This window comes from Pseudoalteromonas sp. 2CM28B (assembly GCF_023161935.1).
Window position 1 is genome coordinate 29,993 of the sequence record NZ_JALNTH010000037.1, and the last position, 19,634, is coordinate 49,626.

Consider the following 19,634-nt stretch of genomic DNA (forward strand, 5'->3'; position numbering starts at 1 on the left):
TATGAACTTTGAAGCCCGTTTTATTAATATTCGTTGGCGTGACAAAACTCATGTTGGATCTGTGAAACTATCGGCTCAGCCTATAGACGTTGAGACTGTTGGTGAAGGTGAATATTGTGCTGATATTATTAGCTACTCAACTTTAAACGATGACAAAAGTGAATTTGGGCAGTTTGCTGTTAGGCCGCTCAATAGTGTTGAGTTTACCCCTTTTATTATTAATGGAACCGATAAGCTACCGCTACAGCCTGTTGTTGATTTTAAAACAGGGTTAACTTGGTGGGTTGAAAAAGACAAATGGGATAACGACCGAAACCAATGGCAGTCGAGAATGCTGACGGGTGTTGGTTCGGTTATTTTAAGTTTAGGCGCTGAAGAATTAGAGCTAAGAGTTGCAGCCTCTACTTTTACTTATGAACAGCTTGACCGATATTTATCTGACTTTAAGCTCGATTTTTCAGAGCTATTACTCGATGATGAAAGCTATCTTACCAGCAGAGGTAAACTTGATAATTTAGTTTTAAATGAAGATATTTTTAAAACGTTAGATACCTTTGTTGAGTCTATCACCGCGATTGTGGCGAATCCTAAAGTCGATTTAATTGAAACATTATCTCCGCAGCCAAGGGGAAGAGTTAGGCCAACTAATAAAACCTTTATTGAATACATAAAAAACCCCTACGCTAAAAATTATAGTGGCCGAATGGCAACATCAACTACTGATAATGCAGAGAATCGGTATGCACACTTTATGTTAAAGCAAACCGTATTTATGTTAGGGGTTATTAAGAATATTGCTCAGCAACAATATGATACTGACTCTCGAAAAGTAAAAAGTTATCAATCTCGTATTGATGAGTTTAGTCAGTATGTTTTGGTTAATGCTGATGCGGTAACAAATGCTATAAGTCGATTAAAAGAACAACGCAAGCAGATGCAGTCAAGGTTAGGTAATTTTAATAAAAGTCTTTCAAAAAACAATTTAACCGCTAACAAGGAATTGTTTGTTCATTTAACAGGTCAGTTTGGTGATAGTAAAAATCGTTTTTTTGCAAAGATTAAAAGTTCTGCGAATAAGCCTTGGCATGATGGGAAGTTAAACGGCTTAGATGGTTATAATCTGGTTTTATTTAGTGTCAAGGTTCCTGTTGAGATTGGCTGTGTATATCGGATTGTGGGTAATTGGCAATATGATAAGAGAACCCGAAGAGGGAAGTCTGTTATCGAAATAAACATAAGAGGGCTAAACCGCATAGATTTACTTGGAAGCGATAAATTTGAAAAGCTCACCAATAAAATTAATAGTATGGAAGCAGAGGCAGAAACGTTAGCGAAAAACGGTTGGAAGAGGCCACTGCGACAAAATGAAAAAACAGCTCAGCAGCGTGAACTTGCCTCACTACAGGAAATGCATACTAGGCTCAGAGCAAAAGTAGATATAGCTGATCGTTTAACCCAATATTTTGTGCCATTTATTCAAGCTTTAAAATCGCTACAAGTAAAATTTGAACGATTAGGAATAGGCGTGACGGGCAATTTCCCTTCATCTATGACCTACATTCAAAACCGAACTTACAGTAATGCTAATAAAGCATATAAGAGCATAATTAATTTTTCTGGTTTTAATGAAGATAATGTATTTGAGGCAATTCAAAAGTCTGACAATCTGAAGTTAATAAATATATCGTCTCTTTATGAAAGATGGTGCTTATTGCAGTTTTTTAAAGTGTTGATATTTAAATTTAGATATCAGCCAGAAAAAGGCTGGAAAGAAAAACTTATTGCGTCAGTATTAAATAATGAAAAAGACATTTCTATATCTTTTACAAATAAAGCAGCAGGTCGAGGTATTACCTTATGGTACGAGAAAGTATTAAGTAATAAGCGTACACCAGACTTTTTACTTGAAGTTAATGCACAAGGCGATAATGGACGAGTTAATAGTAGGTCTTTTGTATTTGACGCAAAGTTTTATCAAGACATTAATGACCCCAAACATGGTGGTATTAGCCAAGTTATAAAGCATCTTTATTTTGATAAAGATTATTCAGAGAAGGGTCAAAATGGCGTTTTTGTATTACACCCTTCAAATGACGCTGTACCTGTCGCAATTAACCCGCAATCTTGGGCACAGCATAGCTTTTTAGGTGAGATAACCATGTTTGATTGGGACGATACTATGCGTGAGCAACAGTATCATAAATATGGTGCAATTAAGCTTTCTCCTATCGATACGGTCAGTTACCTGGATGAATTACAAAGGCTTGTAGGTATGTGTTTACAGTATGGGGTTGAGAATAACAAACTTAATAAACAGCATCCTATTACACTTACGGATTCAACCGGGTTTTGTATTCAATGTGGTGGCACCGACTTAAATTATTCGCAAGGTAACAATGATAAAGTATGGTGGGCGACTTGTAATGATTGTAAGCATTTCACCATTTATAGCTATTGCTCTAATGGCGAATGTAGAACTAGATTAATTAAAAACGGCGATTATTGGAATTATCATTCTATTGAGGCTTTAGAGCCTATTAATATTCAATGTCCTGCCTGTTCGGAGCATTTTTAATGATAACTGGTTACAAGTTTCAAGAAGTTTTATATCAAGATGAGTTATTGTTTGGTAATCGCTTAAAAACAATAGCATTTATCAGTACTTGCAATAATTTATATGCGAAGTTAGTGGAGTTTTGCGACGAGCAATTAAGTCATTGTGTGAAAAGCGTATAGCAATTGCTTTCGACAACGTAAAAACTATCCACGGGAAGTCGGTGAAGTAATATATACGAAGCTAGGAAAAGGGATTATTTGTATTTCATGTAAATATTCTTGACATGTTTAAATTGTTTAAAGGATACTGTCCTCAGTCCTAGGACTGAGGACAGTAAAAGGAAGTAAAAATGAAAAGTCAAGATATCGTCGTGTTGCTGAAGTTAGTGTCCCTTCACACTGAGCTATTTGGCGAAAACTCCGTTGAAAGCGAATTATTAAAAATCAGTTGGCAATTTGATGATTGGAGTGATGGCGAGGAGGTATACTTTGAAGAACCTAGTTTAATCGATGAGTATATTGAGCGTCGTTTTTCAATGCGATCTTTAGAAAGTGATACGGGAATTAGTAAATCTCAAGTCAACTTGAGCTTAAAGCGTATGACTGAAGTTGGGCTAGTTAAGCTTGATAGAAAACTAGCGGTGCCTAAAACAAATGTTAAAGCACTATTGGAGTTCCTTGCTTATGGTATTAGGTACGTATTCCCTGCCAAAGAGGGAGTATTAACGCGTGGAATTGCAACCTCTATTGCTGCTCCTGTGCTACAAGGAAGGTTAATGACATCTGGCGATTTCTCACCCGTTTGGCCTTATGCCAAGGGCAAGTCAAAGGGTTTAACTATAGAGCCTTTACATCCCAAAGTTTTTCAAGCTGTTCGCAAAGATCCAAGAATGTATGCATACCTTGCGTTAACAGACGCGATTAGACTAGGTAATCCTAGAGAACGGAACTTTGCTTTAGAAACCTTACAGCAACTATTTAAGACAACAATATGAAAACGATAAATTTACAAAAGCAGATGCTAACAAAAGTAGCAGAAGCACTTGGTGAGCAATTGATTCAAGAAGTTGTGTTTGTGGGAGGCTGTACTACAGGACTTTTGATTACAGACGATTTCACCAAAGAGCAAATTAGGTATACCGATGATGTTGACTTAATCGTTGATGTAGTAGGGTATCCTGCTTGGACGAGTTTACAAGATCAATTAAGAGAGCACGGCTTTAGCATAGATATGGGTGAAGAAGTCATGTGCCGTATGCTGTTAGGTGAGCTTAAAGTTGATTTTATGCCTGTGGATGAGAAAACACTCGGCTTTACAAATAAGTGGTATAGAGATGCCGTAGATACGGCCCAAGATTATCAATTGACTGATCAGTTGACGATCAAACTTGTTGCGCCGGAATACTTTATTGCGACAAAAATTGAAGCTTACTTGGGGCGTGGCAATGGAGATTGCTTATCTAGCCATGATATAGAAGATTTGCTTAATATTTTTGATGGCCGAGAGGAAATCGTAGAAGAAATAAATAGTGCTTCAGCGGCTTTGAAGAGTTATATCTCAAAGCAATTATTTTTACTAATAGAAGATTCCAATTTTGAGTATGCGATTCAAAGCCTAACAAATGGTGATTTAGATAGAGAAAAGGTGATTTTTGAAAGGCTAGAAGGCGTTGCTGACAATGGATAGCAGAGTAATGGATATAGATTGTTATTCACAACAAGGTAGTGCTCGTGAGAGCAATAGGGACTTTGTTGGGCTTTTCGAACTTGATTGTGGAGTGTTGGTTTATTTATTGGATGTTTCAACAAGTTCATCGCTTAATTGTGCAAGCTTTGTAGAGCAACTTAATGGCTTAATTTTAGAGCGGGTCACTAATGAAAGTGTTGCAGAACCCAGTCTTTTTCTTGAAGTATTTCAACAAGTCATTATTGAGTTACAGCAGTCGTTCAAATCTGGAGTAGCAAGCTTAATTACGTGTTTTGTTTCATATGAGTCCGACAATGTGTGGGGGTATACCGTAGGTGACTCACGTATAGGCACTGTGAGGGATGAGATAATTTGGCTTTCTCCTGTTCATACTGGCGCCAATCCTTTTGGTGAAAGTTTTATAGACTCAATGAAGTTATTACCTGAAAGGCATATTTTGACCCGTTCTTTAAATATGCGAAAAAAATATAACCCCGAGCTTTTCCAATTTAATATCGCAAAAGAGCAATCTTTAGTAGTTGCATCTGATGGTTTCTGGGCTGAGTTAACATCAGAGCTTCAGCTAAGTTTATTGGCGAAGCAGCAAGTGCAGACGGAAGATGATAGCTCAGTTATCGCTATCAAAGACTTTATTGGCGCTGCAAATTTAAATTGCACTGTTTTGTCTGGAAATTGTAATTATTTCAACCTGACTAACAAGGGGTAATCTAATGAACCTAGAACAAATAAAACAAGGTGTATTAGCCAAGTTTGAAAAGTGCCGATTGGTATTTTGGCAAGATGAAGATGTCGAATTTAAAGAACAGTTGCCATCAATAAACGACGAACTTAATAGCAATGATGTAGAACTTATTGAGCTTGATGCGTGTTCACATTTTGAAATAAAGCAACGTATTGAACTAAAAGAAATAAGCTCAAAGTTCTTGCTGTATAGCAATAAACCGCAAAACGAGCCATCACGCGATTGGCTATATGATATTCGCTTATACGCAGAGCGGTTTTATGCTGATTCAAGCTCGATGATATTGAATGAGCTAGGTATGAGAATGGAGTTTCGCCAAGACATAAGTCGCTATAAGAAGTTTTTTGGAAACCAGCAGCGTTATAACAAGCTAAAGCGGTTGCTACCAGAGGGTGCAGATAAACAAACATTAGAGCTTTCGATGATTGCTGTTATCGCTAAGGTAGAAACGGTTTCTTTTACTGCGGCTTTATATCAGTTAATTAAGTTGTATGCAGAGCAGCCAGAAAAAGCAGGTGAGTTGCTATCTGAATTAAATAAATTTGAGCTTGGTAAAGTGTTTTGGCTGTTAGCTGTTGAAGAGTTTGGTTTTGTCGCCAAATGTTTATGGATAGATGATAAAGCCAATAGTACTCAACTCGTTATATTTAAAGACTTATTAACTAAGTTATTAGTCACTGATTGCTACCAAGCGTTGCAGTCATCTGGCGTTGCTGTTCAAGCCACTAGTTTTGCCTCAAGCCTTTCGGCGCATACTTTACCTATGAGCTTTAGCGACGAAGAAGCAACGGCACTACCAAAGAGCGTAAAAGAGTTGCTATTGAACGCGGCATCTAAACGTGCATCTGTGGTTAACTTTGTGTCGTCTTGGCGAGAGAGCAGAACGTTATCGGATTCATATAATGCTGTGGCATTTGAAGTTGCCCAAGAGCTAGAAATTAAGAATAAACTTGCCGAGTTTAAACATCCGTCGGAGCTGATACATGTTGAAACCTTTGTTGAAGCGGATCAGCAGCTAATTAAATCGTTAGCAACGAATTTACCTGCATATGACGCTGTTGAAATTAATGAATGGGTTTCGAAAAAGTTACGCAGCCATTGGTGCTCACCAGATTCACATAAAGATAGTGCTAATTATGCTGCTATTTATACGGCATTAAGAGCCGCTAAAGAGTTTTATGACTTAAAAGAAAAGCATATTGATGGTTTGGCTTTTGAAAGTGCAAGGAGCCTTTACAAAGCTTATGAAACAGAGCTTTATAAGTTTGACCATGCGTATCGTATTTTTAGTGAAAACTCGATTGAAATTAGTAAAAACGGCTCTGATATTTTAAAAGCAACGGGTATTGTTGAAGATATTGAGCACTTATATGTTGATTGGTACTTGCATGATTTAGCGATTGTTTGGGGTAAGTTAGTTGATGATGAAAACTTACTGGATAATTGGAGCCTAGCTGGAATAAACAATCAGCAAGACTTCTTCCGTGAAGAAGTTAAAGGTGTATTAAATAAAACTCAAACTAAACGAGTTTTTGTCATCATCTCCGATGCACTTCGATACGAGGTAGCGCATGATATTCACCAGCAGATTAATGATGAAAAACGCTTTAAGTCTGAGATTAAGTCTCAGTTAGGCGTTGTACCTTCTTACACTCAACTGGGCATGGGTAGTTTGTTACCTCATCAGAAGCTGACAGCTCACCTTGGCACTAAGCCAGAATATAAAGCTGATGGCATGTCTGTGCATGGGCATGAAAACCGCCATAAAATCCTTGAAAAGCACGGTGGTGTTGCATTTAAAGCGGATGAGGTTCTTAACTGGACAAATCAAGAAGGGCGAGACAAAGTACGTGATACTCAGGTAGTTTATATTTATCACGATGAGATTGATGCAATAGGCGATAAGCAAGCGACAGAGAATCAAACCTTTGAAGCCGCTCGCGATGCCGTTGATGAAATTAAGCAATTGATTGGTCGTATCATTAATCGCTTAAACGGTAGTAGAGTACTCATTACCGCTGATCATGGTTTTTTGTTTAAAATGACGGACGTGACCGATTCAGATAAGACTGCGCTTAAATCAAAACCAGCAGGCACAACCGAAGCGAAAAAGCGTTATGTAATAGGCTCAAACTTACCTACAGACAGTTATTACTGGACTGGCAAATTAGCTAACACTGCTGGCGTAGATGTTGACGGTGGTGATGATGCTGAGTTTATGATCCCAAGGGGAAGTAATCGTTTTAATTTTGTTGGTGGGGCTAAGTTTATTCATGGTGGTATTATGCCACAGGAAATTTGTGTTCCTATTCTTCAAATTAGAGAGTTAGATACAAAGGCTCAAACGAAACACGCAAAGCAGAAAGTAAACGCTGTTCCGCTCAATAATCCTGTGAAAATAGTATCTAATATCGATAGGATCAAATTCCTTCAAACAGATCCGGTAGGCGAGAAATTTAAGGTCCGTGAATTAGAAATATGGATTGAAGATTCCGATGGAAAAAAGGTAAGTTCACGTGAAAAGGTATTGTTTGAATCGACTTCAGAGAAGATGGACGATCGTAAACGCAACGTACAAATAAAATTAGAAGGTAGCGGCTTTGACCGCACAGTGAGCTACAAGCTAATGATGGAAGATACAGAGAGCAAAGTAAAAACAACACACTCTGTGATTATTGATTTAGCTTTTGAAGACGACTTTTTTTAGGGAAGGCATAAAATGGAAACCAAAGACAATTTAGAAAATGATAATCAAGAAAACCAAGTTGCCAACCAAGAACGTGAAATTAATGTACATGTTCATATGCATGAAAATGACGCGACGATAGACCCTATAGACGACACTGCACCGGTGCTTACTGAGCGTGGGGAGCTAAGAAGTATTGATCTAGACGAGCTGATGATAAATGAATTTAAAGGTCGTATCGTACGTAAAGATCTAACAAAGCAGTTAAAAGAAGGTGCTAACGTTCCTGTATACGTACTGGAATACCTTTTAGGTATGTATTGCTCTGCTGCTGAAGATGACTTAATTGATGAAGGCATGAAAAACGTTAAGAAAATATTAACGGAAAACTATGTTCGACCAGATGAGGCAGAAAAGGCCAAGTCGCTTATTCGTGAAAAAGGCACACATAAAGTTATAGATAAAGTGACGGTTAAGCTAAACCAGAAAAAAGATATTTACGAAGCAAGTCTATCTAATATCGGTATCAAAGATGCGGTTGTGCCAAATAAAATTGTTAAAGAAAACGAGAAACTCTTAACTGGCGGTATTTGGTGCATTATTACGGTTAGCTATTACTATGAAGAAGGCCAAAAGGTATCACCTTTTAGTGTATTTAGCTTAAAGCCAATTCAAATGCCTTCTATGAATATGGAAGAGGTATATCAAGCTCGACGTAAGTTCACAATGGATCAGTGGATCGATATGCTACTGCGCTCAATTGGAATGGAACCTGCTAATTTAGATCACCGAACTAAATGGCATTTAATTGCTCGCATGATCCCATTTGTTGAAAATAATTATAACGTTTGTGAACTTGGGCCGCGTGGTACTGGTAAGTCGCATGTTTATAAAGAGTGTTCTCCTAACTCGCTCTTGGTATCGGGCGGACAAACTACAGTTGCTAACCTTTTTTATAATATGTCGTCTCGCCAAATTGGTTTAGTGGGAATGTGGGACGTTGTTGCCTTTGATGAAGTGGCCGGAATCCGTTTTAAAGATAAAGACGGTATTCAGATCATGAAAGATTATATGGCTTCAGGTTCGTTCTCTCGTGGCCGTGATTCGATAGAGGCTAAAGCGTCAATGGTGTTTGTTGGTAATATTGACCATAGTGTTGAAACTTTAGTAAAAACAAGTCACCTTTTAGCGCCATTCCCTGATGATATGATTGATTCTGCATTTTTTGACCGCTTTCATGGTTACATCCCAGGTTGGGAAATACCTAAAATGCGCCCTGAGTTCTTCACAGACCGCTTTGGTTTAATAACTGATTACTTAGCTGAATACATGCGCGAAATGCGTAAGACGACGTTCTCAGACTCTATTGATAAGTTCTTTAAGCTAGGAAATAACTTAAATCAGCGAGATGTAATTGGTGTACGTCGAACAACGTCTGGTTTATTAAAGTTATTAGTACCTCATGGTGAATACAGTAAAGAAGATGTAAGAACGTGTTTAACTTATGCTTTAGAAGTTCGACGCCGTGTAAAAGAGCAGCTAAAGAAAATCGGCGGTATGGAGTTTTTTGATGTTAACTTTAGTTACATTGATAACGAAACGTTTGAAGAGTTTTTTGTAAATGTGCCTGAGCAAGGAGGTTCTAATTTGATACCTGCTGGAATAGCTAACCCTGGGGTACTGCATTTTGTTAGTGAAGGGGCAGCTGGCAAGCTAGGGCTTTATCGAGTTGAAACTCAAATGACACCAGGCAACGGAAGGCATTCTACATCTGGCTTTGGCTCTGACACTTCTGCAAAAGAGCAAGTTCGCGTTGGCTTTGAATATTTCAAGGGTAATTTAAATCGTATTGCAGCTAATTCACGATTTTCGGAGCATGAATTCCATTTACACTTTGTTGATTTGCAAACCTCTGGCAACAGCCATTCGGCAAGCTTAGCTTCATTAATAGCTAGTTGCTCTGTATTGCTGAATAAGCCAATGCAAGAACAAATGGTTGTTCTAGGAAGTATCACATTAGGAGGCGTTGTAAACCCAGTACAAGACCTGGCGTCTAGTATGCAAATAGCGCTAGAAGGTGGAGCAACCAAGGTACTCCTGCCAATGGCATCTGCCAGTGATATCCCATCAGTCCCAGCAGAAACATTTACTAAGTTTCAGGTAAGTTTTTACAGTGACCCTGTTGATGCTGTTTATAAGGCGCTTGGAGTGAATTAATGTAAGTGGGGCAATATTTTGTTTGATTGAAACTACAGCTCTTTAAAGTAATGGAATTAACTTAAATAATAGGTGAAAAAATGACAGTTAATTCTCAAATGCTAGGCAGTTTCTTTCATCAAAGTTACGCATGATGATTATAAATATAGGGTATACAAATTTAAAAAATACACCATTTATACACAAATGATTTTAAGCTATTGTTTTTAAAGAGGTAGGCGGGGGTTCAAATCCCCCCAGCTCCACCAATAACGGTTTTTAAATTCGTTTGTTTAAAAACCCTAAAAAACCCTAAAAAACCCGCAACTTGAGCAATCAAGTCGCGGGTTTTTTTATGGCTAAAATGATTGAATTTATTGTGCTTTGGTTTATCTTGCGAACCCCGAACCCCGAACCCCGAACCCCGAACCCCGAACCCCGAACCCCGAACCCCGAACCCCATACCACTAAAAGACTAGTCGCTTACTTACCTATTTTTTGTATTATGAGCCAATGATTAACTGCGAGCTTTGATATGGATATTTTTACAGCTGAACACATTTCCCCTTTAATTTCGCTTTTACTCATTTTACTGGCGGGGTTTACTTCGTTTGTATCGGCGGCTTTTGGTGCGGGCGGCGGGTTAATGCTGTTGGTGGTCATGGCGTCGGTTATGCCGATAGCAGTGGTGGTGCCGGTACATGGTTTAGTGCAGTTAGGCTCTAATGCCAATCGATTATTGTTAAGTATTGCTCATCTTGATAAGCCGATGTTGTTATATTTTACTTTGGGTGGGTTAATTGGTGCCGGGTTATCAAGCCAAGTAGTGAGCGATATTAACCTTGATAGTATGAAGCTGTTTGTGGCTTTATTTGTGATTTATTTACTGTGGGGAACAATCCCTGAATTTAATAAAGACTCACGATTAGGGCGTTTAATAGCGGGTGTAATTACGGCATTTATTTCTACTTTTGTGGGAGCAAGTGGGCCTCTCGTGGCAAGTTATTTACACATTAATCATTACGATAAGCTTAAATTTACCGCGACTTTTTCAAGTATTATGACCTTGCAGCATAGCTTAAAAGCCGTTGTTTATGCGGGGCTAGGTTTTAGCTTTTCGCAATGGTTGCCGTTAACACTGGCGATGATTTTAAGCGGAGCCATTGGCACCTGGTTAGGCATTCGTTTACTTAAGCGGCTCTCGGTGGCGCGTTTTAGGGTTATTTTTAAAGTGATTTTAACTCTGCTTGCCATGCAGCTTGCATGGCAAGGGGTGAGTGTAATGCTTACTTAGTAGCGGCTTTTATTGGTTTATCGCCATCAAATAACTCAAAAATACGATTGCTATTAAATGAGTTTGTAGCAACGTGAAGCAATGCGTTGGCTACATTTTCGCGGCTAATTTTAGCCTTTGACTGATCGCTAGGGCGCTCTGTTGTTACTTCCAAAGAGGCACTTTCGTTAGTTAATGTTCCTGGGCGGACAATTGTGTAATTGAGTCCACTGTGAATTAAATGCTCATCAGCCATATGTTTTGCTACAAGATAAGGCTTTAAGTCACTATCTATCGCATCAGGATCGTCTGCACCAATAGAGCTGACCATAATAAAGTGTTTTACACCGTGCTCTTTAGAATAAGTTGCTGCTTTTGTCGCTGCCCACAAATCAATAAGTACGGTTTTATCTGTGCCTGTACTTCCACCTGAACCTGCTGCAAAGATAACTTGGTCGCAGCCATTAACGGCATTTGAAAAGTCACCTTCTAAATCCTGTTCAACAATACTTAAAAATGGGCTATCTAAATCACGCAGTTTGCTTTTGTCTCTTACAAGTGCAACAACATTTTGCTCATTTTCTAAAAGTAGTTTGGTAGCCATTTTACCAATTTGACCACTTGCGCCAATAATTAAAGTCTTACTCATAATTAATTCCTTCTCAATATAGTGTAAAGATTGTTCGTACAAACAGACCTTGGGGTAGGAAATTATTTTTAAAGAGTAAATGGGATTTAAACGAGCTTATTTAAAAAAATATATTAGTGAAAAGTTATTACTTAACTGAGTATTAAAATTAGCTATTTTTTAAGGCGTTTTTTAGAGCTTTTTACTCGATCATTATACTTACTTCGGTTACAAAGCTACGGTGGTATAAGCCAATACGTACACTGCGTTCTTGGTAATTACAGTAAATAGCTTTGTAGGTATTATTACCTTTAAATTTTATTGCGAATAAGGTCACGAACAATAAAGCGGCCTGGGTGAATAGCTTGGCTTACGCGTTCGCTTAGTGGGCGAGGTTCATTGTTTAAACTACTAATTAAGTGCTCGGCAGATAGCGGTGCACTGCATAATGCTCGCGCGCCAAAGCCGGTAAAAATATGCAGGCCCTGTTGTGGTTTTTTTAATGCTTGGTATTGATAGCGCTTACCCAAACGTAAATTAGCAAATGCATGTGTATAGTCAGTTTGCTCCACCCATTCACCGGCCATAGGTAAGTGATCAATAAAACTACAGCGAACAGCGGCTTTAGCTGAACTAATTTTGCCCAAGCTGGTGGCAAATTCAGTGTTGTTATAAAAACTCAGTAATTGTTCACGGTTAGTTTGATTATCTTGCTCGGTCACTTCACGGCTTTTACTGTTTTTTTCAAAGGTGGCACCCATACAATGGTGATCTAAGTAAGCGGGGGTGAAATACCCCTTGTGACACAACACGGTTTTTAGCTTACGTGATTGCGTGCTTGCTTGAACATGTGACACCTGTCCGCGTACGCCAACAATAGGGAGCGTTTTAGTTTGCGCAAATGCATCGCTGTGTTCACCGGCGCAAATAATCACATCGCTAAAGGGGCCAAATGTTTGTTTTTGCGTGGTTAAGTACCAGCCATCGGGTTGTTTGTTAAGTTGCTCAATGTGGCAATTAAATAGGCTCTCAAACTTATTTAATTGCTGTGCGGCATCTAACATAGCACAGACTAACTGGGGGGGATTAACCCAGCCGCCTTGTTCAAAAAACACCCCTGAGTAACCTGTTTTAACCCCAGCGATAGCATCACCCTCATCAGCAGTCACATTTCGCATAAGCTGCTCTGGCCACAGCTGTTTATCAGCGAGATTTTGATGACGCTCTGCCAATGGCTGTTTTACTGCATGTTGCAGCACACCACACCACTGGTGATCAAACAAAAAGCCATTGTTGAGTAATTGATTGTAAAGCCGCTTTGCGTATAAAAAACTATGGGCAAATAGCTCACTGTGTGGCGAATTTTTTGCTTGTAAATGTGGATATACCGCCCCTTGTATATTATGTGATGCACCCATAGCCGGTTGTTTATCTTGGCAAAATAAGTGGCTTGGTATACCGCGTTTGGCGAGGCTATAAAGAATACAACTGCTCGCTATACCACCGCCAATAACAGCCACATTAGTAAGGGGAGTGTGGTGATGTTCAAAATAGGCGGGGGCTGATTGTTTTAGATTAGCCTGAGCGAGTGTGCCAACTAGCATCTCACGTTTTCGGCCAAAGCCTTTAGCTTTTTGCATGCTAAAGCCTGCTTCAATTAAGCCACGACGAACAAAGCCCGCAGCGGTAAATGTGGCTAATGTGGCGTTGCTTCTGGAAATATCGACCATGGCATTAAATACACTTTGCTGCCACATGTCGGGGTTTTTACTTGGCGCAAAGCCATCTAAAAACCACGCATCAACCAGCCCACTTTGTGGGTAGCTCATACTATTAATACATTCCAGTACGTCGCCAAAGTAGAGGTCGAGGATTACACGGCCATTGGCAAATTCAAGTCGGTGGCAGCCATTTAAATTAATCGGATAGTGGGCAACGAGTTGGTCGCTCAAATGGCTTAAACTAGGCCAAGCTTGCAAGGCTTGTTTTAAATCATTTACGCTAAGTGGATATTTTTCAAAAGAAATAAAATGTAATCGCTGCACTTTATTTGGTTGTTCATTTTGAACTTGTAGGCACTGCAGGTGGTCATAAAACTGCTGCCATGCATTTAAAAAATTAAGCCCTGTACCAAAACCGGTTTCGGCTATAACAAAGTGTTCACGGTCATGATTTTGTAACCGTGTATCTATACTGTTTTGTTGATAAAACACATAATGCGATTCAGCGAGGCCGTCGTCATTAGAAAAATAAACATCGTCAAAGTCATTAGCAACCGGTGTCCCTAAATCATTAAAGTGTATGTGGGCGTTTTTTATCATGACCAATTCAATTTTATAGATAATTTTTTAATTATTTTACGTGTTTTCTTTGAAATAGTCTGGCGTTATTTATAAGCTTTAGGTTCAGAGTACAAGTGTACGCTAGAAAGCTGACCACTTCGGTGATTAAATTCGCGTAAAATAGAACCCAATTAAGTATTAAGCTAAGGGAATTACCCATGAGAAGAGCCGTAATAACAGGCATCGGTGTTGTATCAAGCATCGGCAATAATAAAGAAGAAGTATTAGAGTCACTAAAAGCGGGTAAAAGTGGCATTGCTTTTAATCAAGAATTTGCTGATTACAAATTGCGTAGCAATGTATCAGGTAAAATTGATATTGATGTTAAAGAGCATGTTGATCGTAAAGCAATGCGCTTTATGGGCGATGCGGCTGCTTACTCTTATATTTCAATGGCGCAAGCTATTGAAGATGCGGGTCTTAGCGACGAACAAGTATCAAACGAGCGCACTGGTTTATTAGTGGGTTCTGGCGGCGGTTCATCAAAATGGCAAGTAGAAGCGGCCGATATCCTTCGCGAAAAAGGCGTTAAGCGCGTTGGCCCTTACATGGTGCCACGTACTATGGCGAGCACCACCTCGGCTTGTTTAGCAACGCCATTTAAAATTAAAGGCGTTAACTATTCAATCAGCTCTGCGTGTGCAACCTCTGCGCATTGTATTGGCCATGCCGTTGAGCAAATTCAACTAGGCAAGCAAGACGTTATTTTTGCAGGTGGGGGTGAAGAACTTCACTGGACGTTAGCAATGGAATTTGACGCTATGGGTGCGCTTTCTACTAAATACAACGACACACCTGAAAAAGCATCACGTACTTATGATGCAAACCGCGATGGTTTTGTAATTTCAGCCGGTGGCGGTATTGTGGTTGTTGAAGAACTTGAACATGCACTTGCTCGTGGCGCGCATATTTACGCTGAAATTACCGGTTACGGCGCAACCTCAGATGGTTACGACATGGTTGCACCATCGGGTGAAGGTGCGGCACGTTGTATGCGCCAAGCTATGCAAAACGTTGACAGCATTGATTACTTAAATACCCACGGTACATCTACACCCGTAGGTGATGTTAAAGAGCTAGGCGCTATTCAAGAAGTATTTGGTGGTAACTCGCCAATGATCAGTGCCACTAAAGCAATGACAGGCCATGCACTGGGTGCGGCAGGTGTACATGAAGCCATTTTTTCATTGCTAATGCTTGAGCATGGTTTTGTTGCGCCATCTATCAATGTTGATGAGCTTGATGAGCAAGCAGCGGGCTTGAACATTGTAACTGAAGCCAAAGACGTTGAACTAAACACGGTTATGTCTAACAGCTTTGGTTTTGGCGGTACTAATGCCACATTAGTAATGAGCAAATACAAAGGCTAAGTTAACCTTTAACTATTTTAAAGCCGAGCAAAATGCTCGGCTTTTTCGTTTGTGCAAATAGGCGGTTGTTCGTTACAATAGGGTCTCATTTTGCCAAACGGATTCACAATGAAAATTCTTGCCGATCAAAATATGCCTTTAGTTGAGCAATTCTTTAAAGATATGGGTGAGGTTGAGCGATTTGATGGCAGGCAATTAACTCCAGAACAACTCATTGATGTTGATGTATTACTGACTCGTTCAGTCACCCAGGTCAATAGTGAATTATTAGCACAGGCTAATAAGCTAAGCTTTGTAGGTACAGCCACTATTGGTGTGGATCATATTGATACCGATTTGCTCAACGCAAAAAATATTGATTTTACCAGTGCACCTGGCTGCAATGCGATTGCGGTTGCTGAGTATGTGATCAGTAGTTTATTTGCATTAAGTCAAGAAAACGCCAGCCCATTAAGCGGGAAAACAATTGGTATTGTGGGTGTGGGTAATATTGGTAGTTGCCTCGCGCACAAGCTAAAAGCACTTAACGTTAATTTACTATTGTGCGACCCAATTAAGCATGAGCAAGGGCTATTAACCGAGCATGTTGAGCTTGATGAGCTATTAGCGCGGTCAGATATAGTCACGTTTCATGTGCCGTTAGTAAAAACAGGTACGCATAAAACACTGCACATGCTTGATAAAAAGCGTTTAACTACGCTTAAACCTGGGCTTACTTTAATTAACGCCAGCCGAGGTGATGTGATTGATAATCAAGCATTACTTGAGGTGATGGAAGCCGGCGCTGAGCTCGATTTAGTGTTGGATGTGTGGGAAAACGAACCTAACATTTTAACCGAGTTACTTGAGCATGTTCGCTATGCCAGTGTGCACATTGCCGGACATACTCTTGAGGGTAAAGCTCGGGGCACACAAATGTTGTATCAAAGCTTGTGTGAGCTAAAAGGGGTTAACGCAATAAAATCGCTTGATGATTTTTTACCGCCTCCTGCAATTAAAAAAGTCGCCCTAGGAAATAGTTTTAGCGAAACAGATATAGCTCGTTTAGTGCATTTAGTTTATGACGTACGCCGTGATGATGGCATTTTACTGCGTCACTTGACCGATGAAGGCTTTGACAGTTTACGAAAAAATTATCCAACCCGACGTGAATTTAGCACCGTGGTGGTTGAAGGTGATAGCACCGAGCTTGCTGCACTTGCGCAGCTTGGTTTTACTACAGCAAACTAATTTAATTAGCACGGTTGTTTTAATCGTGCTTACAGAGGATGAAATATGTCGCAAAAATATAACGTTGCCGTACTCGGCGCTACAGGCCTTGTAGGTCGTCAAATCATTGAAACTTTGGAAGATCGTAAATTTCCGGTCGATCAGCTGTTTTTATTAGCAAGCAGCCGCAGTGCTGGCGAAGATATAAAGTTTCGTGGTGAGACCATAGAAGTACGTGATGTTGAAGGCTTTGACTTTAGCCAAGCGCATATCGGTTTATTTTCTGCTGGTGGCAGTGTATCTGAAAAATATGCCCCTATTGCCGCAGACGCTGGCTGTATCGTTATTGATAACACATCGCACTTTAGAAATGACTTTGAAGTGCCGCTTATTGTGCCAGAAGTAAATGCATCGAGCTTAGCCGATTTTAGAAATCGCAATATTATTGCCAACCCTAATTGTTCAACCATTCAAATGATGCTTGCGCTTAAGCCTATTTATGATGCATACGGCATTGATCGTATTAACGTTTCAACTTACCAAGCGGTGTCGGGAGCGGGTAAAGAGGCAGTTGATGAACTGGCTAAACAAACTGCAAATTTAATGAATGCACGTCCAATGGAAAACGAAATATTTCCTAAGCAAATTGCGTTTAATGTGATACCGCAAATCGATAGCTTTGAAGATAACGGCTATACGCGCGAAGAAATGAAAATGGTAAACGAAACGCATAAAATTTTAGGCGATACAACCATTGCGGTAAACCCGACTTGTGTTCGCGTCCCTGTATTTTTTGGTCATTCTGAGTCAATTAATATTGAAACGCGTATGCCTTATGATTTTGAGCATGTAAAGCAACTCTTGAGTGATGCGCCAGGTGTTGAGTTAATTGATGATGCTGGCGACTACCCAACGGCTGTATCAGATGCCAGTGGTAATGATACTGTTTATATCGGCCGTTTACGTGCTGATATTTCACACCCACATGGATTAAATATGTGGGTAGTAAGTGATAATACCCGTAAAGGGGCTGCAACCAATAGTGTACAAATAGCAGAAGAACTGATTGCTAATTATATGTAATTAGCCTGAAAATAGTGATGATTTCAATAAACGGCAAACCACAGTGGTTTGCCGTTTTTTTATGCTTTAACCGCCATTTTTTTGCCACTTATTAACTGAGAGAGTGTAAACATCTTGATAAACAACATAAAAACATTTTTATCATGATGTTTAAGGTATTTATTTTCAATGCGTTGCGATGGATATTATGGCTTAACTGGTTTATAGTTTGTAACTGGAATAGAGCTTGCAATAAAAATAGATTGTAATAAAAATGTGCGTTGGCCACGTGGCTAACAACGGCAAGAATAATCAATGTTTAAGCGCCAATTTTAAAGCGCTGCGTTAACATTTAAACATTAAAGGATCAGCATGCGCGGTTTCGTTTCACTTATTATATTAGCGTCTGCACTGATGGTAACGACTGTTTACTCTCAAGACAGTACCCAATTAAGAGGGCCTAAAGGCGCAGATTATGGCGCGCAGAGTCGCTCTATTGGGCCAATAAAACCAACCGATACACTTTGGCGTATTGCCGTTAAAGTTCGCCCAGATAACTCAGTCAGCATTTATCAAGTAATGCAGGCCTTGTATAACAAAAACCCCAACTCATTTTTAGAACAAAACTTAAATCACATGCAAAGTGGTTCGTATTTAAAAATACCTACTTTGGCAGAAATTAGACGAGTAAACCCGCAATTAGCTAAGCAACGTTCTGAGCAAGACGATGAACTGTGGGAAAAAAAGAAAAATGGCACACTCACTCAAGCAGAGATCAATTCAGCACAAACACAAGTAACCCAAGCCCGCAAAGCAGACGTTGATGAAGCCAAAAAAGAATTACAACAAGAATTAAAAGCGATTAAAACAGATCAAGGTAATAAATTAGTTGAGCTTCAGCAGCAGTTTAAAAGTTCGGTTAGTAACGTAGAAGAGATTTTAGTTGAAAACAACAATCTTAAAAAACAGCTGACAGGTATTTCAAACGAGTTAGAAAAAGTTCGTTTACAACTAAGCCAAGATAGTGAAATTCAACAACAGTTAAAAGAATTAATCGTTAAGCAAAACGAGATTATTGCGCAGCAAAAATTAAAAGATGCAGAGCAAGAGAATGAATTTAGCTTTGCTGCATTACTCTCGAATCCTTTGGTACTCATTTTATTAATGACCATTCCAGCGTTGTTGATTATTTTTGCTGTAGTTATGTGGCTGCGTAAGCGTGGTAATAACCAAGAGCCTGAGAGTAACAATGATGAATTTATATCACAAGCGCCTGCTTATACTGACCCTCTAGATGAAATGCCAGAACCCACGCTTGACGAAGCGCCTGCTCCCGATCCACTTGATGATTTAAGTGTGCAGTTAGATGAGAACATGGATGACGTATTACTTGATGAAGTGGAGTTTAATGATGATCTCGATGATGACAGTTTATTAGATCAAGATGAGTTAGAAAGCTTACTTAATGATGATGTTGTTTTTGAAGATGAAAATACTGAGAGCGATGAACTTGATGTTTTCATGCAACAAGATTTTGATAGCCCTGATGAAGATGACACGGGCGATGCAATTAATCTTGACGAATCGGATGATATTTTAAGTGCGGATGATTTAGATAGCCTGCTTGATGAAGAAGATGACGATGCTCTGCCAGATGAACCTAAAGGTGAATCGAATGATGATATGGCTGCACTCAGTGAAGAGCTCGCCGAAGAGGGCGAAGACTTCGATATTGATGATTTACTCGATGAAAATAATGAGCAGGCAACTGACACATCAGCAGACGATGACGAATTTGATATTGACGATTTACTCGATGCAGAGCAACCCGCTAATGTAGAGAGTAAAGACGCGGATATTGA

13 protein-coding genes are annotated in these 19,634 nt (G+C 39.5%); 11 read left to right on the plus strand and 2 right to left on the minus strand.

Going from position 1 to position 19,634, the window contains the following annotated elements; genetic code table 11:
* Position 1 precedes the first annotated feature (1 nt).
* From MTN96_RS29955 to MTN96_RS29985, 7 genes are all read left to right on the plus strand, one after another.
* Positions 2–2,575, plus strand: a complete 2,574-nt coding sequence (locus MTN96_RS29955; RefSeq protein ID WP_248533837.1) for a nuclease domain-containing protein — start codon at positions 2–4, stop codon at positions 2,573–2,575.
* A gap of 331 nt (positions 2,576–2,906) precedes the next feature.
* On the plus strand, positions 2,907–3,551 hold the full coding sequence (locus MTN96_RS29960) for a hypothetical protein (RefSeq protein WP_248533839.1): 645 nt from the start codon (positions 2,907–2,909) through the stop codon (positions 3,549–3,551).
* A complete protein-coding gene (locus MTN96_RS29965; RefSeq protein ID WP_248533841.1) occupies positions 3,548–4,243 on the plus strand; it encodes a hypothetical protein in 696 nt (231 codons plus the stop codon). The genes MTN96_RS29960 and MTN96_RS29965 overlap by 4 nt, the downstream gene beginning before the upstream one ends.
* Positions 4,236–4,970, plus strand: coding sequence for a hypothetical protein (locus MTN96_RS29970; protein ID WP_248533843.1), 735 nt, complete (start codon positions 4,236–4,238; stop codon positions 4,968–4,970). The genes MTN96_RS29965 and MTN96_RS29970 overlap by 8 nt, the downstream gene beginning before the upstream one ends.
* 4 nt (positions 4,971–4,974) lie before the next feature.
* Positions 4,975–7,713, plus strand: a complete 2,739-nt coding sequence (gene pglZ / locus MTN96_RS29975; RefSeq protein ID WP_248533845.1) for a BREX-1 system phosphatase PglZ type A — start codon at positions 4,975–4,977, stop codon at positions 7,711–7,713.
* A 12-nt stretch (positions 7,714–7,725) separates the two neighbouring features.
* Positions 7,726–9,909, plus strand: coding sequence for a protease Lon-related BREX system protein BrxL (gene brxL / locus MTN96_RS29980; protein ID WP_248533847.1), 2,184 nt, complete (start codon positions 7,726–7,728; stop codon positions 9,907–9,909).
* A 514-nt stretch (positions 9,910–10,423) separates the two neighbouring features.
* The gene (locus MTN96_RS29985; RefSeq protein ID WP_248533849.1) at positions 10,424–11,182 is read left to right on the plus strand and encodes a sulfite exporter TauE/SafE family protein; all 759 of its coding nucleotides are present in this window, start codon (positions 10,424–10,426) and stop codon (positions 11,180–11,182) included.
* Here the strand turns inward: MTN96_RS29985 and MTN96_RS29990 are convergent.
* Together MTN96_RS29990 and mnmC are read right to left on the minus strand one after the other, a co-directional pair.
* Positions 11,175–11,810, minus strand: coding sequence for an NAD(P)-binding oxidoreductase (locus tag MTN96_RS29990; protein ID WP_069438653.1), 636 nt, complete (start codon positions 11,808–11,810; stop codon positions 11,175–11,177). The two genes, MTN96_RS29985 and MTN96_RS29990, sit on opposite strands and share 8 nt — an antisense overlap.
* Before the next feature lie 290 nt (positions 11,811–12,100).
* Positions 12,101–14,110, minus strand: coding sequence for a bifunctional tRNA (5-methylaminomethyl-2-thiouridine)(34)-methyltransferase MnmD/FAD-dependent 5-carboxymethylaminomethyl-2-thiouridine(34) oxidoreductase MnmC (gene mnmC / locus MTN96_RS29995; RefSeq protein WP_248533851.1), 2,010 nt, complete (start codon positions 14,108–14,110; stop codon positions 12,101–12,103).
* A 179-nt stretch (positions 14,111–14,289) separates the two neighbouring features.
* On the opposite strand from mnmC, the gene fabB reads away from it, so the two are divergent.
* The 4 genes from fabB to MTN96_RS30015 form a co-directional block, all read left to right on the plus strand.
* On the plus strand, positions 14,290–15,501 hold the full coding sequence (gene fabB, locus MTN96_RS30000) for a beta-ketoacyl-ACP synthase I (RefSeq protein ID WP_248533853.1): 1,212 nt from the start codon (positions 14,290–14,292) through the stop codon (positions 15,499–15,501).
* 108 nt (positions 15,502–15,609) lie between these two features.
* Complete coding sequence (locus MTN96_RS30005; RefSeq protein WP_248533855.1) at positions 15,610–16,731, plus strand: 4-phosphoerythronate dehydrogenase; 1,122 nt, start codon at positions 15,610–15,612, stop codon at positions 16,729–16,731.
* 45 nt (positions 16,732–16,776) lie between these two features.
* Complete coding sequence (locus MTN96_RS30010; protein WP_013465468.1) at positions 16,777–17,793, plus strand: aspartate-semialdehyde dehydrogenase; 1,017 nt, start codon at positions 16,777–16,779, stop codon at positions 17,791–17,793.
* 351 nt (positions 17,794–18,144) lie between these two features.
* A partial coding sequence (locus MTN96_RS30015; protein WP_282452134.1) for a FimV/HubP family polar landmark protein occupies positions 18,145–19,634 on the plus strand: 1,490 nt, incomplete at its 3' end.